This is a genomic window from Frankia casuarinae (assembly GCF_000013345.1).
Lineage (GTDB): Bacteria > Actinomycetota > Actinomycetes > Frankiales > Frankiaceae > Frankia > Frankia casuarinae.
On record NC_007777.1, the window covers coordinates 2268552 to 2287408 of the forward strand.

Consider the following 18857-nt stretch of genomic DNA (forward strand, 5'->3'; position numbering starts at 1 on the left):
ATGGTGGTCGTTCGTCAACAAAAATTTAGGTAATCTATTGATCCATCAGGGCCGACAATACATCACCGAATCGTTCCGGCGGTCGGAAAATTCATCCGATGGTTTCCTGGGAGTTCACCTGGGTGTCGTCCTGGTGGTATCAAATGTACCGATCACCTCGCCGGGTCGCCGGGTCGCCGGCTCGGCGCGCGACCGCGACCGCGACCGCGACCGCGACCGAAGCAAGTTTCCCGTGTCCGGCCGGAATCCGGAGACAAGGGTCAGGAGACAAGACTCGGGAACGGAACTGAGGGTCCCCACCCGCCGCCACCGTCCTTACTCATCCCATCCATCGCCTCCATTCCCTCATTTCTCACCGCCGCGATCAGGCTCCGGGCAGGTGGCCTGAACGCACAGGTCCCGGGGCGCTTCCAGGTGGAGACCCACCGTGAACCGAGCTCCGTGGCACCACCCGCGCCGGCATTCGTCGGACCGACGATGAGGAGCACGTCATGGCAGTCACAACCGATTCCGTATTCGCCGGGGCGGACGCCGGTACCGGCGTCGCGGCCGACCACGGGAAACCGCTCCCGGACCAGGCGCCTGATCTGCTGGCCGCGTTGTTCGATCCCGCGAACAGGCCGAATCCCTATCCGCTCTATGCGCGCCTGCGGGCAGCCGGCCGGCTGCACGAGACGCCGTTCGGACTGCGGGTCGCCACCCGGCACGACGACTGTGTAGCGGTACTGTCCAACCAGAGCTGGGGGCACGATCAGGAGGCCCACCAGCTGCATCCCACCTTGCCCGCCGAGGAGTTCCCGGCGACGTTCCTGTGGATGGAGCCGCCGGACCACACCCGGCTGCGCGGCCTGGTGAGTAAGGCGTTCACCCCGGGTCGGGTCGCCGATCTGCGGCCGCGTATCACCGCCCTCGTCGACGATCTGCTCGACACCGCGCTGCGGGCCGGAGAGTTCGACCTCATCGAGACGATCGCGTACCCGCTGCCACTCACGATCATTTGTGAGATCCTCGGGGTGCCGGCGGCCGACCACGGCATCATCCAGATCTGGTCGCAGGCGTTGGCCAGGGCGTTCGACCCGGACGTCCTGATGTCTCCGGAGGCGTTGGCGGAGCGTAACGACGCCATCCCCGAGTTTCTCGCCTACTTCCGTGCGCTGGTCGCGCGCAGCCGCCGCAGCGGTGGCGACGATCTGCTCAGCGCGCTGGCTGCCGTCGAGGAGCAGGGTGATCGGCTGACCGAGGACGAACTGCTCGGCACCTGCGTGACCCTGCTGATTGCCGGCCACGAGACGACGGTCAACCTGGTCGGCAACGGGGCGCTGGCGTTGCTGCGTAACCCCGACCAGACGGCGTTGCTGCGCGACGAACCGGATCTCATCCGGCCCGCCGTCGACGAGCTGCTACGCTATGACTCCCCGATCCACCTCAACACCCGGGCAGCGACCCGGGAGATGACGGTGGGTGGCCGAACCTTTTCCCCGGGTGAGGGTGTGGTGGCGTTGATCGCTTGCGCCAATCGTGATCCGGAGGCATTCGACGACCCGGACCGTCTCGATGTGCGCCGCTACGTGGCAGGCTCCGGCGCGTCCCGGCACCTGTCGTTCAGCCTCGGTCACCACTACTGCCTCGGCGCGCCGTTGGCGTTGCTCGAGATGGAGATCTTCCTGGCGGGGTTCCTCCACCGGGTCCGGTCCGCCGAGCTTCTCGTCGATTCGCCGCCCTACAAATCCAACCTGCTCATCCGAGGACTGGCGGAGCTCCCCGTCCGCTTCCGGGGATAGTGCCGCAAAGTCGCGGATCGAGCCGCTTCTGATATTCTGCTCGAAGTCAAGTGCCAGGTCGGAGGCGTGGTGGATGCCACGTCGGGCGAATCTTACACCGTACCTTCCGTATCTCCACACGCCGTATTCACCCGTAGTTTTTCGGGATCGCTAGCGTGTCCGCGGGAGGTACCATGGAGAGCAAGATCGATTTCCGATACCTCGTCTCTTTCTTGGCGATCGCAGAAGAACTCCACTTCGGCCGGGCCGCGGCCAGGCTCCATCTGGCCCAGCCCTCTCTCAGTCAGCAGCTCCAGCGTCTCGAACGTGACATCGGTGTCGAACTGGTCAACCGGACCTCCCGGGAGGTCCGGTTGACCCCGGCGGGCCGGGCCTTCGAGATGGAGGCACGACGTCTGCTGGAACAGGCACGACAGGCGGTCCGGGCGGCCAGGGAGGCCGCTTCCGGCCGGACCGGTCGGATCTCCATCGGGTTCAACTTCCCCGCCGGGGAACGGGTCCTCCAACCCACCCTGCTACGGCTCAACGCTGACTACCCGAACGTCTCGACCACTCTCTGGGAGGCTCGCAGCGGCCCCCAGCTGTCCGCCCTCACCGCGGGAAAACTCGACGTCGCGCTCGTGTTCGCCGGGCCTCTCGCGGCCCAGTTGCGGTCCCATCGGGTCTTCACCGTGCCGCTGGTGGCGCTCGTCGGGCGAAACCATCCGTGGGCGGACCGTCGCCAGGTCTCGTTCCGGGAGCTGGCGGGCCAGGGATGCGTGCTGTTCCGCCGGGAACAGAGCCCGGCGATGCACGACGCTATCCTCGCCGCCGCCGACCGCTGTGGCATCCGCCTGAGTGTGGCAGAGGAGGTCGACGACTCCGGCGCCACCGGCATCGTCGTCACGACCAGGCCGGTGGTGGCCTTCGCGTCGGCGGATCGCGGCGCGCATGTGCCCACGAAGGGCCCCGTCGCGGTGCGGCTCGTCGACCCGGTACCGACTGTCGGCGCGTACGCGGTCTGGCGTCCGGATCCGCAGCCCGTCGTCACGGCCTTCCTCAACAGCCTCGACGCCGCCGGGCCGTTCCTGGGACCGCCGTCCCTGGATCCGTCCAGGTCGGACGAGCCGGCGACCGGCCCGGCACCAAGGCCGCGGAGCACGCCCGCGGCCTTGACCTCGGTGACCGCCGGTGCGTGCTCGCTGATCCGGCAGGCCTGAAGACCGGCAGGCCTGAAGATCGGCAGGCCTGAACAATGGATCGATCAGAGAAAACCATCGCGGTCAGCTCCACAGCGACGTCCGTACCCATTCACATGGGCTGGGAAGACGGTTAGCATGAAGAAGCGGCCGGGCTTGTCCCGTTCCACTCGCGGTGCCATTTGGAGTGATGGGTGCGATGTCGGAACGTCTTTGTCATCGTCTTTTCCATCGCATTTAATAGGGGATTTTTCGTCGACCATCCGGGCTGACCTGTGCGCGTCCGGGAACGGGGATCAGGGGATCAACTGTGAACATTCTGCGGGTGCCCGGAGGTACTGAGCTGCCCGCCGACCGAGGGCTGGCCGCCGCCGTCCTTACTGAGGTCGCCATGGTCGCCGACCGGCCGGTTCTGGCCCATCAGGTGGACGGAGGCTGGCGCGATGTGACCGCGGGCCGGTTCTGCTTCGACGTCGCGGCCGTCGCCAGGGGCCTGGTGGCGCACGACGTCGGGGTTGGCGACCGGGTTGCGATCATGGGTCGGACCGGTTACGGCTGGGCCGTTGCCGACTTCGCGATCTGGAGCATCGGCGCGGTCACCGTCCCCGTCTACCCGACCTCCTCGGCCCACCAGGTCGACCACATCATCGGTGACTCCAAGGCCTCGTGGTGCTTCGTCGAGACACCCGACCACGAGCGCCTGGTCCTGTCAGCGGGTCTTCCCGCGACGCGCGTCTGGTCGCTGGACGAGGCCGTGTCGGCACTCGGCACCGCCGGTCAGTCCGTCGCGGAGTCCGAGGTGCTCCGCCGCCGGGACGCGGTCCGGGCCGACGACCTCGCGACAATCGTCTACACCAGCGGGACGACCGGCGTGCCGAAGGGCTGCCTGCTGACCCACGCGAACGTCTTCTCCGCCGCCGTCAACTCGGTGGAGCGGCTGGACCCGGTGATGCGTCCGGCCACCGGCTCGGCCAGTACCATTCTTTTCCTTCCGCTCTCGCACGTGTTCGGGCGTGTGACCATGATCGGGTGTCTGTGGGCCGGAGTGCGGACGGCCCTGCTGCCGGACCCCGGGGGCCTCGTCCCGGCGCTGCGCACCTTCCGCCCCACCTTCCTGATCACCGTTCCGTCGGCGCTGGAGAAGATGCGCAAGGGCGCGCGGGCGGCGGCGGCGGGCGGACTCTCGGGGCGCCTGTTCGCCGCGGCCGAACGGACCGCCTGCGTGCTGGGTCGGGCCCGGCGTGGGCAGGGCGGCCTGGGGCTCGTCACGCGGCTTCAGGCTCCGCTGTTCGACCGGCTGGTGTACCGCCGGTTGCGCGCGGCGTTCGGCGGGCGCCTGCGCCACGTCGTGTGCGGGGGAGCGACGCTCGACCCCTCCACCGCCGAGTTCCTCACCGGGGTCGGGGTGCACGTCCTCGGCGCCTACGGGCTGACCGAGGCCTCGACGGCCGTCAGCATCAGCGCTCCCGGGCTCGACCGGCCGGGCAGCACGGGCCGTCCGCTGCCGGCGACCACCGTCGCGATCAGCGACGAGGGCGAGGTCCTGGTGGCTGGGCCGCAGGTCTCGCCGGGCTACTGGCCGGATCGGACGGGCGCGCACGAGCCGTGGTTGCGCACCGGTGACCTCGGTCGGCTCGACGACGACGGGTATCTCCACATCACCGGTCGAATCAAGGAGATCATTATCACCACCGGGGGGAAGAACGTCTCGCCGGCACCGCTGGAGGACCGCATCCGGCTGCACCCGCTGGTCAGCAACGCCATAGTGATCGGGGAGAACCGGCCGTTCGTGACGGCCCTCGTGACCCTCGATCGGGCCGCCGTGCAGGCCTGGGCCCGGCGAGGCGGTCACAAGCTGGACGAGGCCGCCGCCCACACCGACCCTCGGCTGGTCGCCGAGGTCAGCGCCGCGGTCGACGCGGCGAACGCGCAGGTCTCGCGGGCCGAGTCGGTGCGGAAGTTCCGCCTCCTGAGCCACGACTTCACCATCCAGGGCGGCCAGCTCACCCCGTCGTTGAAGCTTCGCCGTGCCGTGATCGAGGAGGAGAACGCCAAGGAGATCGAGGAGCTGTACGCGTCCTGACCGCCCGGTACCGGTCCGGCACCTGGCCCCGGCACCGGTCCGGCACTGACCTCCGCCCGCCTGGATCTCGGCGCATCGAAACGGAGCCGCACGTGGATTCCGCCGCACCGTCCCTGGGAGCACCGGATTGGCCCGCACGGTCCGACCCGGAGATGGAACCGCCCGGCCACACCCGGCTGCGCGGCCTGGTGAGCAAGGCGTTCACCCCGCGCACGATCGAGGGGATGCGGCCGTGGGCCGAGCAGGTCGTTGACGACCTGCTGAGCCGCCTCATCCAGCGGGGCCTGACGTCGCTGCCGCTGAGCCTCACTCCCGGAGGCGTCGCGTGAGCATCGAGACGACCGACCCGACGGCGAACGGGCGGACGACAGCCAGGCAGGCGGTGGGCCGGCAGGCGGCGCGGCAGGTGGTGGTCACCGGTCTCGGGGCCACGACACCGCTCGGCGGCGACGTCGCGTCGACGTGGAGCGGCGTGCTGGCCGGCCGATCCGGGATCCGCCGGCTCGATGAGCCGTGGGCGCAGTCGCTGCCGGTCCGCATCGCCGCGCCGGTGGCCGTCGAGCCGCAGCTTGGCCGGGTGGAGGCACGCACGCTCGACCGGGGGCAGCGGCTTGCCCTCGTCGCAGCCCGGGAAGCCTGGGCCGACGCGGGCACCCCCACGCCGGAGCCGGAACGTTTCGCCGTCGTCGTCGGTTCCGGGGTCGGCGGCCTCACCACCCTGCTCGACCAGTACGACGTGTTCCGGGAGCGCGGGGCGCGCCAGGTGTCCCCGCACCTGGTGCCGATGCTCATGCCGAACGGACCGGCCGCGGCGGTGGGTCTCGCGCTCGGTGCCCGCGCCGGGGTGCACGCTCCGGTGAGCGCCTGCGCGTCCGGTGCGGAGGCCATTGCCACCGCCGTCGACCTGATCCAGGCCGGTCGAGCGGATGTCGCCGTCGCCGGTGGCACGGAGGCCGCCGTCCATCCGCTCCCGCTCGTGGGATTCGCGCAGATGCAGGCGCTGTCCCGCCGTGAGGACCCGCCGGAGTCGGCGTCCCGGCCGTTCGACAAAGTCCGGGACGGATTCGTGCTCGGCGAGGGTGCCGGGATGTTCGTCCTGGAGGCCGCCGAGCACGCCCGCGCCCGCGGCGCCCGGGTCTACACGACCGTGGCCGGCGCTGGGGTCAGCGCCGACGCCTATCACGTCGCAGCCCCCGACCCGACGGGAGCCGGGGCGGCGCGGGCCGTGCGCCGGGCGTTGCACGCCGCCGGTCTTGACCCGGCGGACGTGGTGCACGTGAACGCGCATGCCTCGGGGACACCGGCTGGCGATCTCGCCGAGAGCCGTGCGCTGCGCGGCGCGCTGGGCGCGGCGCTCGACGGTGTCGCGGTGACGTCGACGAAGTCGATGACCGGACATCTGCTGGGCGCGGCCGGCGCGGTGGAGGCGCTGCTCTGCGTGCTGACGTTGCGGGAGCGGACGGTCCCGGCGACCCGCAACCTCGAGGCGATCGACGACGAGATCACGCTGGACGTGGTGACGATGGACAACAGGCCGATCCGGACCGGCGCGGCGCTGTCGACGTCGTTCGGCTTCGGCGGCCACGATGTCTGCCTCGCCTTCACCCCCTGGCCCTGACCGTCGGTCGCCTCGCCGTGGTCGGTACGTCTGCCCGAGCGGACACCGGACGGCCATGGCGGGAGCATCGGGTGCGCACGATGCTCAGAAAGTCGCCATGCACATGTTGCCAAAGATCCGACTAGCCGTAACCATTGGCCCGTGATGTCCTACGAACAGGTACTGCAGGTGTCCGATCCGCTCGAGCGAGCCGCGTTGGCAGATGATCTGATGTGGGCTGACCATCCGCGCAGACTGGATCTGCGCACAGCACGTGGGGTGGCCATTCGGGAGGCGTTGGAGGCGGGGCGGTCGCCCGACGACGTCGCCCGCCGACTCGTCGTCACCGTGGCCGATCTGACCTGGATGGCCGCGCCTGCGGCATCCGCCGTAGCTTGATCCGTCGAGGGCCGGTCGGACAACGGCGTCCGCCGACCCGAACCCCACTGTCGGTTGTCCACCCTCGGAACCGTGCCGTCACCCACGGCCTTTCAGGGCCGCAGTCGGAACGGTGGGTAGTCGTCCGTGGTCAGAATGACCGCGTAGCAGACCACCCGGTTCGTCCAGCGCAGCACGCCGACGACGAAGTCGAACAGTCCCCGCGGGAGGCGTCCGGTGAGGAGCACGGCGAACCAGCCGACGATCATCGCCGCCACCGTCGCGATATACAGGAAGAACAGCGCGATGTAGTGCGGGACCGCCAGCAGCCACTTGACCAGGGGCAGCCAGCGGTTCAGACGCGCGGCGTCCGGATAGGGAATCGTCAAGTGGACGGCCTGTTCGTCCTCCGTCGAGGGATATTCGTCCCGCAGCAGGGTGAGATAGGCCACGACCCGGTTCGTGAAACTCAGTAGAGCGACATTCCAGTCGAACCACCACCGCGGGTACCTCTGCCGGAAAAGAATCAGCAGCAGGGGAGCGAAGAACAGCAGCCCGCCGCCGAACATCGCACTGTTTCTGCCGTATCCCGTACCGCCGACCGCCGCGAGGACGACCGCGATCGGGATGACCGTGATAATTCGAAAGAACACGGTGAGTCGATCGCGCTCCCCTGTCGGGTAGTCGATCTCGAAGGACACCGGATGGCCGGGGTGCCGCGGCTCTACGCTAAATGTCCCCTGGTCGGTCATGGCTGCTCCCTGGTAAATCGGTAACCTCGTCCTGCCGGCTTATTTTCGGTCAGCGGTGCCGGGTGCGAGAGAGCCATGAGTCCCCCTTTTTCGGTCGGATCGGACCGAGGCGGCCACGGCGAACCATCCGGCTGACGGTGTTCCTTGCCGCCACCCCTGCCACCAGCAAGATTGGTGCGGAATATATTCTTTTGCGCAGTCTTGTCGTCTTTATGGAGAAGGGGATATCGAGAAGGGGAGGCTGTCAGCGCGATGACGACGGCCATGATCTGTCAGGCCGCCCGAGAGGACTGTCCCCGACACCGGGCGGTAGTCCCCGACCCCGGGCGGGTAGGGAGACCGACGGGCCGGCCGCGAGCGGGGTGCTCTGTGGGGCTGCCCGGGCCCCGAGGAGCCGTGGATGCACGAGCTGGCGATCACCCAGAACGTCGTGGACACGATCGTGGAACGGATCGGGGCAGCGCGGGCCACGGCGGTTCACCTGGTCATCGGGCGGGTGTCCGGCGTCGTGCCCGACTCCGTCCGATTCTGTTTCGACCTGGTGGCAGCGGGCACGCCGGTCGAAGGCGCTCGCCTGGAGATCGACGAACCGCCGGGCCGTGCCCGTTGCCGGCGGTGCGGCGCCACGTTCGAGGCCGACGATCGCCTGCTCCTGGTGCTCTGCCCGTGCGGCAGCGCCGACGTCGAGGTGGTCGGTGGCGACGAGCTGATGATCGTTACGGTCGAGGTGACACCCGTGCCGAGCGGCGGAGGTGATGTGGGATGTGTGGAACCTGCGGGTGTGACGACGTCGCGGCGCCGCCCCGGCTGACCTCCCTCGACGGGGTCGACCCCGTCGACCCCGTCCTCGTCGGTCCCGGCCCGGCGCTTGCCGGCCACGCGCCTGACGGGGGGACCACGTCGCGCACCGTGGTTGTCGAGGAGCGGATGCTGGCCAGGAACGACATGCTCGCCGAGGCGAACCGCCGCCGCCTGCTCGCCCGTGACGTGCTGGCGATCAACCTGATGGGCTCGCCGGGATCGGGCAAGACGACGCTGCTGGAGCGGACCGTCCGCGAGTTCGGCGTGGGCGTGCCGATCGCGGTGGTTGAAGGTGATCAGGAGAGTATCCGCGACGCCGAGCGCATCCGGTCCACGGGCGCTCCCGTCGTCCAGATCAACACCGGCCGTGGCTGCCACCTCGATGCGGCCATGATCGACTGTGCGCTGCGTGAGCTCGAACCAGCAGAGGATTCGATGGTGTTCATCGAGAACGTCGGCAATCTGGTCTGCCCGGCGCTGTTCGACCTGGGCGAGCGAGCCCGGGTGGTGCTGATGTCCGTCACCGAAGGCGAGGACAAGCCGACCAAGTATCCGCACATGTTCGCGGCTGCCGATCTCGTCCTGCTCACCAAGTGCGACCTGCTGCCCTACCTCGACGTTGAGGTCGCGCGGTACGAGGCGCAGGTTCACCGGATCAATCCCCGGGTCGACGTACTGCGCGTCCGCGCGACCCCGGGATCGGGGCCGGGTCTGAGGCCGGGGCCTGGCCTGGGCCAGTGGTACGCCTGGCTGCGCGCCGAGCGGGGTGCCGGCCACCGCCCGCGGTCGAGCGGGCCGTCTCACGGTGTTTGAGGCCGCGGCACCCGGGCAACCCGTCGAAGAATAGCTACGAGTGTTCTCGTAACTGCATATAGCCATAATGCGTAGTTACATGTGGTTACAGTACGGTGGGCATCGTCCCCAGGGGTGGTGCCACGGCTCCGCCGAAGGGGGACTGTCATGCTGCTCGCGGGTTCGTCCTGTCCTGGGCATCGCTCGCCATGACGGCGCCCAGCGCGCGGACCACCCTTCACGTGGACGTGGGGGCCGGCACCGGTGCCGACGAGGCCGGTGGGAGCTGTCCCGCCGGTTTCGCGTCGGCCCGTGCAGTGGCTGACGCGGTGCTGTACGAGGGCTATCTGCTCTATCCGTATCGCCGCTCCTCGGGCAAGAACCGGATGCGGTGGCAGTTCGGGGTGCTCGCGCCGCGGCGTTGGGTCGAGGCGGGTGGGCCGGTTCCACGGACCGTCGCCGGATCGACGGATGCGTGGTGCCAGCAGACCGACTGTCTTCTCGAGCTGTCCCCGACCGCCTCGGTTGTCGTCCGGCTGCGCTTTCTGCAACTCCAGCGCCGTTCGGTCGAGGTCAGAGGGGCCGACGGTGCGTTCGGCGAGGTCGACGCGCTGAAGGCGGACGGCGCTGCTCGGCTGAGTTTCGACGAGGCGGTGCCGCGCGAGGCCGGTCTCACCCTCGACCTGGCCGACCTGGCCGACCTGGCCGACCTGGCCGACCTGGCCGACCTGGCTGACCTGGCCGACCCGGCCGACCCGGCTGTGCGGGGCCGGTCGGCGGAACAGGCTGATCGTGGAGAGTCGTTCAGCCTGAGCCTGCCCGGTGGCATGGAGATCGAGCCGTTGGATGATCGCGGCAACCCGGCGGGCCGCGACGTTGGGCGCGGCGGTGCGGCTCGGGTGGTTCGCCGGCGGTGGCCGGTCTCGGCGACGGTCCGGGTGTCCGTGACGCGGGCTGCGGCTCCCTTCCGGCTGTACCGGCTGCGCCTGGTCGTCGAGAACACGGTGGCGGACGTCCCCGCCGGCGCCGCGCGACCGATGGCGCTGCGCCGATCGATGATCGCGACACACAGCCTCCTGGGTGCGTGCGGGGGACGGTTCCTCTCGCTGCTCGATCCGCCGACCTGGGCCGCCGGGGCGACACGGGAGTGTGAGAACATCCACACCTTCCCCGTTCTCGCCGGTGCCGACGGAGCGCCGGACGTGATGCTGTCCTCGCCGATCATCCTGTACGACCATCCCCGGATCGCCCCCGAGAGCCCGGGTGACCTCTTCGACGCCACCGAGATCGATGAAATCCTCTCGCTGCGCACGCTGGCTCTGACCGACGACGAGAAACACGAGGCTCGGGCGACCGATCGCCGCGCCGCGGAGATTATCGACCGGGTCGACGGGATCCCGCGGGACACACTCGCCCGCCTGCATGGCGCCGTCCGGTCGCTGCGACCGGTTCCGTCGGTCGGGGCCGCGCCGGCCGGCGTACCGGTTGCCGCCGCGACCACGCGATGGTGGGAGCCGGAGGCGGACCGGTCGGTCCGTCCGGACAGTGACAGTGTTTCCCTGGACGGCGTGATGATCGCTAAGGGCAGCCGGGTCCGGCTGCATCCCCGTGACCGTGGAAGCAGCTGTGGAAGCGACGCGCACGACATGTTTCTCAGGGGGCGCGAGGCCCGGGTTCAGGCCGTCTTTCTGGACGTTGACGGCGCCTGGCACGTCGCGGTGTCCCTGGACGACGACCCGGCCGCCGAACTGCACCGGTGGTACGGCCGTCATTACTACTTCGCACCCGAGGAGCTGGCACCGCTCACCGACGGACCGGGTGCGTCATGATCGGGCCGGCGCCCACCCGCGTGGGTCCGCCCGCGGGTTCCTCCGCGGGTCCACCGCGCGTCCTCGTCGCCGGGATCGGCAACGTGTTCCTCGGCGACGACGGATTCGGGGTGGAGGTTGTGCGCCGCATCGACCCGGCGGACCTGCCGGCCGGGGTGGACGTCGTCGACTACGGGATCCGCGGCGTGCATCTCGCCTATGAGCTCCTCGACGGCCGGTACGACGTGGTGATCCTCGTCGACGCGGTCCCGTCGACCGATCCACCGGGGACTCTCGTGGTGCTCCGGCCCGAACTTGACGGGGCCGGCGTCAACGACATTCCCGTTGACGACATCCCCCCCGTCGATGACATCCCCCTCATGGACGCCCATGGCATGTCTCCCGACGTGGTCCTGCGGTTGCTGCGGGGCCTCGGTGGCGATGTCGGCCGAGTGCTGGTCGTCGGCTGCCGACCCGCCGTCGTCGAGGAGCGGATGGGACTGTCCCGCGCCGCGGGGGCTGCCGTCGGCGACGCGGTGCGGCTCATCGCGCAGATCGTCCGAGACCCCGGCTCGTGGGGTCCATCCCCAGCATCCGCCAGTAGGAGGGAGGGGCCGAGATGACGGCCACGAACCCGCAGTCCGGGAGCTCGCGACGCGGCGGTTTCGACGAGGTGCACATCCTCTGGATCTCCGAGGGGATGAGCTGCGACGGCGACACGGTGTCGGTGACCGCGGCCTCCCAGCCAGCGATCGAGGATGTCGTCACCGGGCTCGTGCCGGGGTTGCCGACGGTCCATCTGCATAACAAGGTGCTGTCGCCGACCGTCGGCGGGGAGGAGTTCCTGGCCCCGTACCGAGCCGCGGCCCGCGGTGACATCGAGCCGTTCATCCTCGTCATCGAGGGCTCGATTCCGAACGAGAACATCCACGGCGACGGGTACTGGACGTCGTTCGGGAACGATCCGGACACCGGCCAGCCGCTGACCCTGAACTGGTGGATCGACCGGCTGGCACCCAGGGCGTGGGCGGTCGTCGCGATCGGCACCTGCGCCGCGTACGGCGGGATCCACGCGATGGCCGGCAACCCGACCGGGTCGATGGGCCTTGCCGACTACCTGGGCCATGACTTCACCTCCGCCGGCAACCTGCCGATTGTCAACGTCCCCGGCTGCCCGGTTCAACCGGACGACTTCATGGAGACGCTGACCTGGGTGCTTTACCACGCGGCGGGCACGGCACCGCCGCCACCGCTGGACGACCAACTCCGACCCCAGTGGATCTTCGGTCGGACCGTGCACGAGGGCTGTGACCGGGCGGGCTACTACGAACAGGCCGATTTCGCGAAGGACTACAACTCGCCGAAGTGTCAGGTGAAGATTGGCTGCTGGGGTCCGGTGGTGAACTGCAACGTGCCCAAGCGCGGGTGGATGGGCGGGCTGGGCGGCTGCCCGAACGTGGGCGGCATCTGCATTGCCTGCACGATGCCGGGATTCCCGGACAAGTTCATGCCGTTCATGGACATGCCGCCGGGAGGGAGCCTGTCCTCGCGCGCGATCAAACCCTACGGGTCGTTCATCCGCAGGCTGCGTGGCATCACCAATGCGACGGCGAACACCGAGCCGAAGTGGCGGCACAACCGGGAGCTGCTGACCACCGGCTACGACCCGCATTACCGCCCCTAGGACCGGGCCGGAGCCCACGTCGGCGAGACGGCAGGCGGGGCGGCACACCCGGTCTGTCCGGGCCGGGCCCAGCGATGCCGGAGGGAGTGTGCGATGACGACGACCAGGCAGTCGAGAACCGGGGAGAAGCCCGCCCAGATCGTGGAGATGGCGTGGGACCCGATCACGCGCATCATCGGCAACCTCGGGATCTACACGAAGATCGACTTTGCCAACCGGCGGGTCACCGAGTGTCACAGCACCTCGTCGCTGTTCCGCGGCTATTCGGTGTTCATGAAGGGCAAGGATCCGCGGGACGCGGGTTTCATCACCAGCCGCATCTGCGGCATCTGTGGGGACAACCACACCACCTGCTCGGTCTACGCCCAGAACATGGCGTACGGCATCGCGAACCCGCCGATGGCGGAATGGATCATCAATCTCGGAGAGGCCGCCGAGTACCTGTTCGATCACACGATCTTCCAGGACAACCTGGTGTTCGTGGACTTCTGCGAGGCGATGGTCAAGCAGACCAATCCCGGCGTGCTGGCCCGGGCAGAGGCCACCGCCGCACCGAACGCGGCCGTGCACGGGATGCGGACTATCGCTGACATCATGCGTTCGTTCAACCCGTTCGAGGGGGAGATCTACCGGGAGGCCCTCAAGGTTAGCCGGATCACCCGCGAGATGTTCTGCCTGATGGAGGGCAGGCACGTGCACCCCTCCACGCTGTATCCGGGCGGGGTCGGCACGATGCCGGAACCGACGGTGTTCACCGACTACCTCAGCCGGCTGATGGAGATCCTTGATTTCGTCAAGAAGGCCGTCGCGTTGAACGACGACCTGTTCGACTTCTGGTACGAGGCGCTGCCCGGTTACGAGGAGGTCGGCCGCCGCCGGGTGCTGCTGGGCTGCTGGGGCGCGTTCCAGGATCCGAACGTCGTGGACTACCGGTACGAGAACATGACCACCTGGGGCCGGGCGATGCACGTGACACCCGGGATCGTCGTCGACGGCGATCTGCTGACCACCGACCTGGTGGAGATCAATCTGGGTATCCGGATCCTGCTGGGCAGTTCCTTCTACCAGGACTGGGTGAACGAGGAGCCGTTCGTCACCCGGGATCCGCTCGGAAATCCGGTCGACATGCGCCATCCGTGGAACCAGACGACGCTGCCGGTGCCGCAGAAGCGGGACTTCGGGGAGAAGTACAGCTGGGTGATGAGCCCGCGGTGGCTTGACGCCCGCAGCGGCGAGCATCTCGCCCTGGATACCGGGGGAGGGCCCTTCGCTCGGCTTTACACCACGGCACTCGCCGGACTGGTGAACACCCCCTACGTCACCGCGACCGGGGGCGCGGTGAACATCTCGCTGCCGCGCAGCCGCACGCTGCCCGCCGTCGACCTGCAGTGGAAGCCGCCGGCCTGGTCGAACGCGATCGAGCGGGACCGGGCCCGTGTCTACTTCGTCGCCTACGCGGCGGCGATGGCGCTGTACTTCCTCGAGCAGGGCATGGATCGGGTGCGCTCGGGTGACACCCGGGTGTTCTGCGACTTCGACGTGCCGGACGAGACGATCGGCTGCGGTTTCCACGAGGCGGTGCGCGGCGTGCTGTCGCACCACATGGTGGTGCGCGACGGCAAGATCGCAAATTATCACCCCTACCCGCCGACGCCGTGGAACGGCAGCCCCCGCGACTTCTTCGGAACTCCGGGCCCCTACGAGGACGCGGTACAGAACATGCCGATCTTCGAGGAGAACGGTCCGGAGGGGTTCAAGGGCGTTGATGTGATGCGGACGGTGCGCAGCTTCGACCCCTGCCTGCCCTGCGGGGTGCACATGTATCTCGGTCGGGGCCGCACCCTGCGCACGGTGCACTCGCCGATGTTCGGGGCCAGCCATGGTTGATCCGGACGGCGCGGGTGGGCACCGGCTCGACGATCTCGCTGTGCGGGGCCGGCTCGCCCACCTCGACGAGGTGCTGGCGCAGGTGGAGCGCATTCCGGGGCCGAGTGGTGAGCTGGCGATCGACGCGGTGGCAACACTCGCGGCGGTGTACGGCGAGGCGCTGGCCCGAGCCGTCGGATACGCGTCGGGAGCCCCGGAGGTGCTCGCCGCGTTCACCGGCGACGAGCTGCTCGACCATCTGCTCGTCCTGCACGACGTCCATCCTGAGCCGGTCGGGGCCCGGGTCGCGCGGGCGATCGAGCAGCTTCGACCCGCAGTCCGGGACCGGGGTGGGGAGATCGAGCTGAGTGGGATCGAACGGGGGGTGGCCGAGGTCCGGCTGACCCTCGGCGGGTGTGGCTCGACCTCGGCGGGGGTCACCGAGGCGGTTCGCCAGGCCGTGCTCGCCGTCGCGCCGGAGCTGTCCGACGTCCGGCGCCTACCCGCGCCGGGTGAACCCGAGCGGACCGCCTTCGTTCCCCTCGACACCGTGCTCGCCCGGCCCGTCGCCGACGGGGTGGGTCCATGACGGCCCCGATGTCCCCGACGGCCGACGGCGCGTTGCGGCGGCTTGTGCGCGCCGCGACCGACCGCGCCGGCGCGGCCGAGGCCCGCTGCGACATGTGCCGGACCGCCGTGCCGGCGGAGCATCGGCACATCCTCGACGAACAACGCGACGAGCTGCTCTGCGCCTGCCAGGCGTGCGCGCTGCTGTTCGACCGGGAGGCGGCCGGACGTGGGCACTTCCGGCTCGTTCCCCGGCGACGGCTGCGGCTTCCCGCACTCGACGCGGACGAGCTGGGTACCCCGGTGGGGTTGGCGTTCTTCGTCGTCGGGACCGACGGCTCGGTCAGCGCCCGCTATCCCAGCCCGATGGGCGCCACCCGCTGGGGCGTCGCGCCCGGCACGTGGCGCGGCATCGTGCGGCGCTGCCCGGCGCTGGGTGACCTGACACCGCTGGTCGAGGCGCTGCTGACGAACACTACCCACGGCCGCCACGAGCACTGGATCGTTCCCGTCGACGACTGTCACCGGCTCGTGGCGGTCATCCGGCGGGAGTGGAGGGGCCTGTCCGGAGGCCTGCGCGTGTGGCCGGCGATCGACGGGTTCTTCGCCGATCTCGGCCGCCGGCCCGCAAGCCCGGTGCGGGCCGCACGGCCGGTGCATCTCACGGGCCAGGGCCGCGCTGGCCCCGCGGGGCGGGGCTGAGAGGAAAGAGAGGGAGGGCAGGACGAGATGGCCGAGATCCGGGTCGGTAAGCCCGACGTCGCGCCGGACGCCACCGCGCACGTCAAGGGGGTTGCACAGGGCAACGCGACCGGTTCGTACCGATGGCAGGTGGGGCACCACGCCGATGGCAGCGCCGACGCTCGGCGCTCCACCGGCGTCCGACCGAAGAGGCGCAATCCCGTCGCGCCGAGGAGCATGCCCAACCTGCCGCCGGGGTAGCGCCCAGCAGGCGGCGCACCACCCGAAGCCCGCGGACACGCGTGGGAAAACGGTACCGAGGAGGTGGACATGAGTAGTCGCAAGCTGGTGCTGGCGACAGTCGGCGTGGCCGGTGCCGTCGGCCTATTCTGGAGGGAGTATCCGGCCCTCGTCCGATACATCAGGATCGAGAAGATGTGATGGCGGACGGCACGGCGGGCCGCATGACCCGGCCGGTGCTCTCGGTGGGCGGGGCCGGTGAACCGAGCCGGGAGGCCGGCCCAGGCGGCCGGGCCCGGCGACGGTTCGTCGTCCAGGGGCTGGTCCAGGGGGTCGGCTTCCGGCCGTTCGTCCACGCCGCCGCGACGGAGCTGGCTCTGACCGGCTGGGTGCGCAACGACACCGGCGGCGTGGTCGCGGAGGTCGAGGGAACCCCCGGCGCAGTCGAGGACTTCGCCCGCCGGCTTCGCTGCGACGTGCCGCCGCTGGCCATGGTCGAGCGGGTCGTGACCACGGAACTTCCGCCCTGCGGCGGATCCGGCTTCGCGATCGTCCGATCCCGGCCGGCCGCGGGTGGGCGTACGGCGGCGGCCCCCGACGTGGCGACATGCCCGGATTGCCTGCGGGAACTGGCCGATCCCGCGGACCGGCGTTACCGGCATCCGTTCATCACGTGCACCAACTGCGGACCCAGGTTCACGATCATCACCGACCTTCCCTACGACCGGCCGGCAACGACGATGGCCCGGTTCGCCATGTGCCCCGTGTGTGAGCGGGAGTACTCCGATCCGGCCGACCGACGTTTCCATGCCCAGCCGATCGCCTGCCCGGCGTGCGGACCGCGCCTGGAGTTCGTGTCGCCGTTGGGCGCGCCGCGGACCGGCGAGGACGCGCTCGCCGCGGCGCGGCGGCTGCTCGCCGACGGTGGCGTCCTGGCGGTGAAGGGGGTGGGCGGCTACCACCTCGCCTGCGTCGCCACCGACCCGACGGCGGTGACGACCCTGCGACGCCGCAAACGGCGCGGCGGCAAGCCGTTCGCCGTCATGGTCCACGACCTGGCTGCGGCCCGGGCCCTGGCGCATGTCGACGAGCGGGAGGCGGCCCTGCTCACCGACCCCGCTCGGCCCATCGTGCTGGTGCGCCGCCGTCGCGACGGCCGTCCCGCGCTCGCCGACTCCGTTGCCCCGGACAACCCCGATCTCGGTCTGCTGCTGCCCTACACGCCGGTGCACCATCTGCTGCTCGGCCTGCCAGGCGAGCCCGTGCCCCTCCATCGAACCGTCGGCACCGCCGGATGGCCGCCGTTGGTGATGACCTCCGGGAACCTCGGCGGCGAGCCGATCGCGGCCGAGGACACCGACGCCCTGCGCCGGCTCGCCCCGCTTGTCGATGGCTGGCTGCGCCACGACCGTCCGATCCGGGTGCCCTGCGACGACTCCGTTGTCCGGGTGGTCGATGGTGCCCCGTCGCCGGTACGCCGCTCGCGTGGCTACGCGCCGTTGCCGGTGCCGCTGCCGTTCGAGGTGCCCCCGACGCTGGCCGTCGGGGCCGACCTCAAGAACACCTGCGGCCTGGGCGCGGGCCGGTCGGCCTGGCTCAGCGGGCACATCGGGGACATGGACGACCTGGCCACCCTGCGCGCCTTCGACGCCGCCGAGCGGCACCTCGAGCACCTGACCGGCGTCACCCCCCGCCAGCTCGTCACCGACGCGCATCCGGGCTATCGGTCGCGCCAGTGGGCTGTGCGGCACGCCGCCGGCCGACCGATACGGACCGTGCAGCATCACCATGCCCATGTGGCCGCGCTGATGGCCGAGCACGGCCTCGACGGCACCCGGCCGGTGGTGGGATTCGCCTTTGACGGGACCGGCTACGGCCCCGACCGGGCCGTGTGGGGCGGCGAGGTGCTGATCGCCGACTACCGCGGGTTCCGGCGCTTCGCCCACCTGGGCTATGTGCCGCTTGCCGGTGGGGACGCCGCGGTTCGGCGGCCCTGCCGGATGGCGCTCGCCCATCTGCACGCCGCCGGAGTCCGCTGGGATCCCACCCTGCCGCCGGTCGTCGCCTGCCCGCAGCCGGAGCGGCGGGTGCTGACCCACCAGCTGGCCAGCGGGCTGGGCTGCGTGCCGACCTCCAGCATGGGGCGGCTCTTCGACGCGGTCAGCTCGCTGCTCGGCATCCGTCACGAGGTCGACTTCGAGGCGCAGGCGGCGATCGAGCTGGAGGCCCGGGCGCGCACCGCGGCCGGCGGCGGCGCGGACGACCGCGAACGCCACGCGTTCGCCCTGCGCGGGCAGGGGCTGGGCAGGCCGCTGATTATCGACCCGGCGCCGGTCATCCGGGCGATGGTGAGGGATCTGTCGGCCGGGCTCGCCGTGGACATCGCCGCGGTCCGTTTCCACACAGCCGTCGTGGCGATGATCGTGGACCTCGCCCGGCGGGCACGCGGCGAGGTGGGCCTTGACCTGGTCGGACTCACCGGCGGGGTCTTCCAGAACGCCGTTCTGACGACGGCTGCATCCAGGGCACTGCATGCGGGGGGCTTCACGGTGCTGCGGCATGCGCGGGTACCTCCGAATGACGGGGGGATCGCTCTCGGTCAGCTGCTCGTCGCCGCAGCGCGGGAGAAGACGCGGGAAAAGGGGTGAG

The 18857-nt window shown here is 70.1% G+C and carries 17 protein-coding genes; 16 read left to right on the plus strand and 1 reads right to left on the minus strand.

The annotated features are described in order from the left end of the window. Positions 1 to 491 precede the first annotated feature (491 nt). The 6 genes from FRANCCI3_RS09695 (at position 492) to FRANCCI3_RS09720 (ending at position 7038) form a co-directional block, all read left to right on the plus strand. A complete protein-coding gene (locus tag FRANCCI3_RS09695; protein ID WP_011436364.1) occupies positions 492 to 1781 on the plus strand; it encodes a cytochrome P450 in 1290 nt (429 codons plus the stop codon). Between the two features lie 185 nt (positions 1782 to 1966). After that, a complete protein-coding gene (locus tag FRANCCI3_RS09700) occupies positions 1967 to 2980 on the plus strand; it encodes a LysR family transcriptional regulator (protein WP_082456797.1) in 1014 nt (337 codons plus the stop codon). Between the two features lie 289 nt (positions 2981 to 3269). Continuing rightward, on the plus strand, positions 3270 to 5042 hold the full coding sequence (locus tag FRANCCI3_RS09705) for an AMP-dependent synthetase/ligase (RefSeq protein ID WP_011436366.1): 1773 nt from the start codon (positions 3270 to 3272) through the stop codon (positions 5040 to 5042). Between the two features lie 92 nt (positions 5043 to 5134). Beyond that, positions 5135 to 5371 carry a hypothetical protein gene (locus FRANCCI3_RS28705; protein WP_011436367.1) on the plus strand — a complete coding sequence of 79 codons (237 nt, stop codon included), beginning with the start codon at positions 5135 to 5137 and terminating at the stop codon, positions 5369 to 5371. A 53-nt stretch (positions 5372 to 5424) separates the two neighbouring features. Then, the gene (locus tag FRANCCI3_RS09715; RefSeq protein ID WP_035734092.1) at positions 5425 to 6660 is read left to right on the plus strand and encodes a beta-ketoacyl-[acyl-carrier-protein] synthase family protein; all 1236 of its coding nucleotides are present in this window, start codon (positions 5425 to 5427) and stop codon (positions 6658 to 6660) included. Positions 6661 to 6804: 144 nt separating this feature from the next. Further along, positions 6805 to 7038: a hypothetical protein gene (locus tag FRANCCI3_RS09720; protein ID WP_023841713.1), complete on the plus strand. Its 234-nt coding sequence runs from the start codon at positions 6805 to 6807 to the stop codon at positions 7036 to 7038. 92 nt (positions 7039 to 7130) lie between these two features. Here FRANCCI3_RS09720 and FRANCCI3_RS09725 read toward each other — a convergent pair whose 3' ends face one another. Then, entirely contained in the window at positions 7131 to 7769 is a 639-nt protein-coding gene (locus tag FRANCCI3_RS09725) for a DUF4389 domain-containing protein (RefSeq protein ID WP_011436370.1), read from the minus strand. Between the two features lie 400 nt (positions 7770 to 8169). Between FRANCCI3_RS09725 and FRANCCI3_RS09730 the strand changes: the two genes are divergently transcribed. The 10 genes from FRANCCI3_RS09730 to hypF all read left to right on the plus strand — a co-directional run bounded on the left by FRANCCI3_RS09730 (position 8170) and on the right by hypF (position 18856). Further along, the gene (locus FRANCCI3_RS09730; protein WP_011436371.1) at positions 8170 to 8580 is read left to right on the plus strand and encodes a hydrogenase maturation nickel metallochaperone HypA; all 411 of its coding nucleotides are present in this window, start codon (positions 8170 to 8172) and stop codon (positions 8578 to 8580) included. Then, the gene (hypB, locus tag FRANCCI3_RS09735; RefSeq protein WP_011436372.1) at positions 8532 to 9383 is read left to right on the plus strand and encodes a hydrogenase nickel incorporation protein HypB; all 852 of its coding nucleotides are present in this window, start codon (positions 8532 to 8534) and stop codon (positions 9381 to 9383) included. Before FRANCCI3_RS09730 ends, hypB begins: the two co-directional genes overlap by 49 nt. Positions 9384 to 9571: 188 nt before the next feature. Further along, the gene (locus FRANCCI3_RS26855) at positions 9572 to 11191 is read left to right on the plus strand and encodes a hypothetical protein (RefSeq protein WP_011436373.1); all 1620 of its coding nucleotides are present in this window, start codon (positions 9572 to 9574) and stop codon (positions 11189 to 11191) included. Next, the gene (locus FRANCCI3_RS09745) at positions 11188 to 11793 is read left to right on the plus strand and encodes a hydrogenase maturation protease (RefSeq protein ID WP_011436374.1); all 606 of its coding nucleotides are present in this window, start codon (positions 11188 to 11190) and stop codon (positions 11791 to 11793) included. Before FRANCCI3_RS26855 ends, FRANCCI3_RS09745 begins: the two co-directional genes overlap by 4 nt. Further along, complete coding sequence (locus FRANCCI3_RS09750) at positions 11790 to 12854, plus strand: hydrogenase expression protein HypE (protein ID WP_011436375.1); 1065 nt, start codon at positions 11790 to 11792, stop codon at positions 12852 to 12854. Before FRANCCI3_RS09745 ends, FRANCCI3_RS09750 begins: the two co-directional genes overlap by 4 nt. 93 nt (positions 12855 to 12947) lie before the next feature. Then, positions 12948 to 14741: a nickel-dependent hydrogenase large subunit gene (locus FRANCCI3_RS09755; RefSeq protein ID WP_011436376.1), complete on the plus strand. Its 1794-nt coding sequence runs from the start codon at positions 12948 to 12950 to the stop codon at positions 14739 to 14741. Next, positions 14734 to 15309 carry a NifU family protein gene (locus FRANCCI3_RS09760; protein WP_011436377.1) on the plus strand — a complete coding sequence of 192 codons (576 nt, stop codon included), beginning with the start codon at positions 14734 to 14736 and terminating at the stop codon, positions 15307 to 15309. The genes FRANCCI3_RS09755 and FRANCCI3_RS09760 overlap by 8 nt, the downstream gene beginning before the upstream one ends. Beyond that, positions 15306 to 15989 carry a DUF5947 family protein gene (locus FRANCCI3_RS09765; RefSeq protein WP_011436378.1) on the plus strand — a complete coding sequence of 228 codons (684 nt, stop codon included), beginning with the start codon at positions 15306 to 15308 and terminating at the stop codon, positions 15987 to 15989. Before FRANCCI3_RS09760 ends, FRANCCI3_RS09765 begins: the two co-directional genes overlap by 4 nt. Before the next feature lie 27 nt (positions 15990 to 16016). Further along, positions 16017 to 16229 carry a hypothetical protein gene (locus FRANCCI3_RS09770; RefSeq protein ID WP_023841716.1) on the plus strand — a complete coding sequence of 71 codons (213 nt, stop codon included), beginning with the start codon at positions 16017 to 16019 and terminating at the stop codon, positions 16227 to 16229. A 179-nt stretch (positions 16230 to 16408) separates the two neighbouring features. Continuing rightward, positions 16409 to 18856, plus strand: coding sequence for a carbamoyltransferase HypF (gene hypF / locus FRANCCI3_RS09775; protein ID WP_235609314.1), 2448 nt, complete (start codon positions 16409 to 16411; stop codon positions 18854 to 18856). Position 18857: the final 1 nt, after the last annotated feature.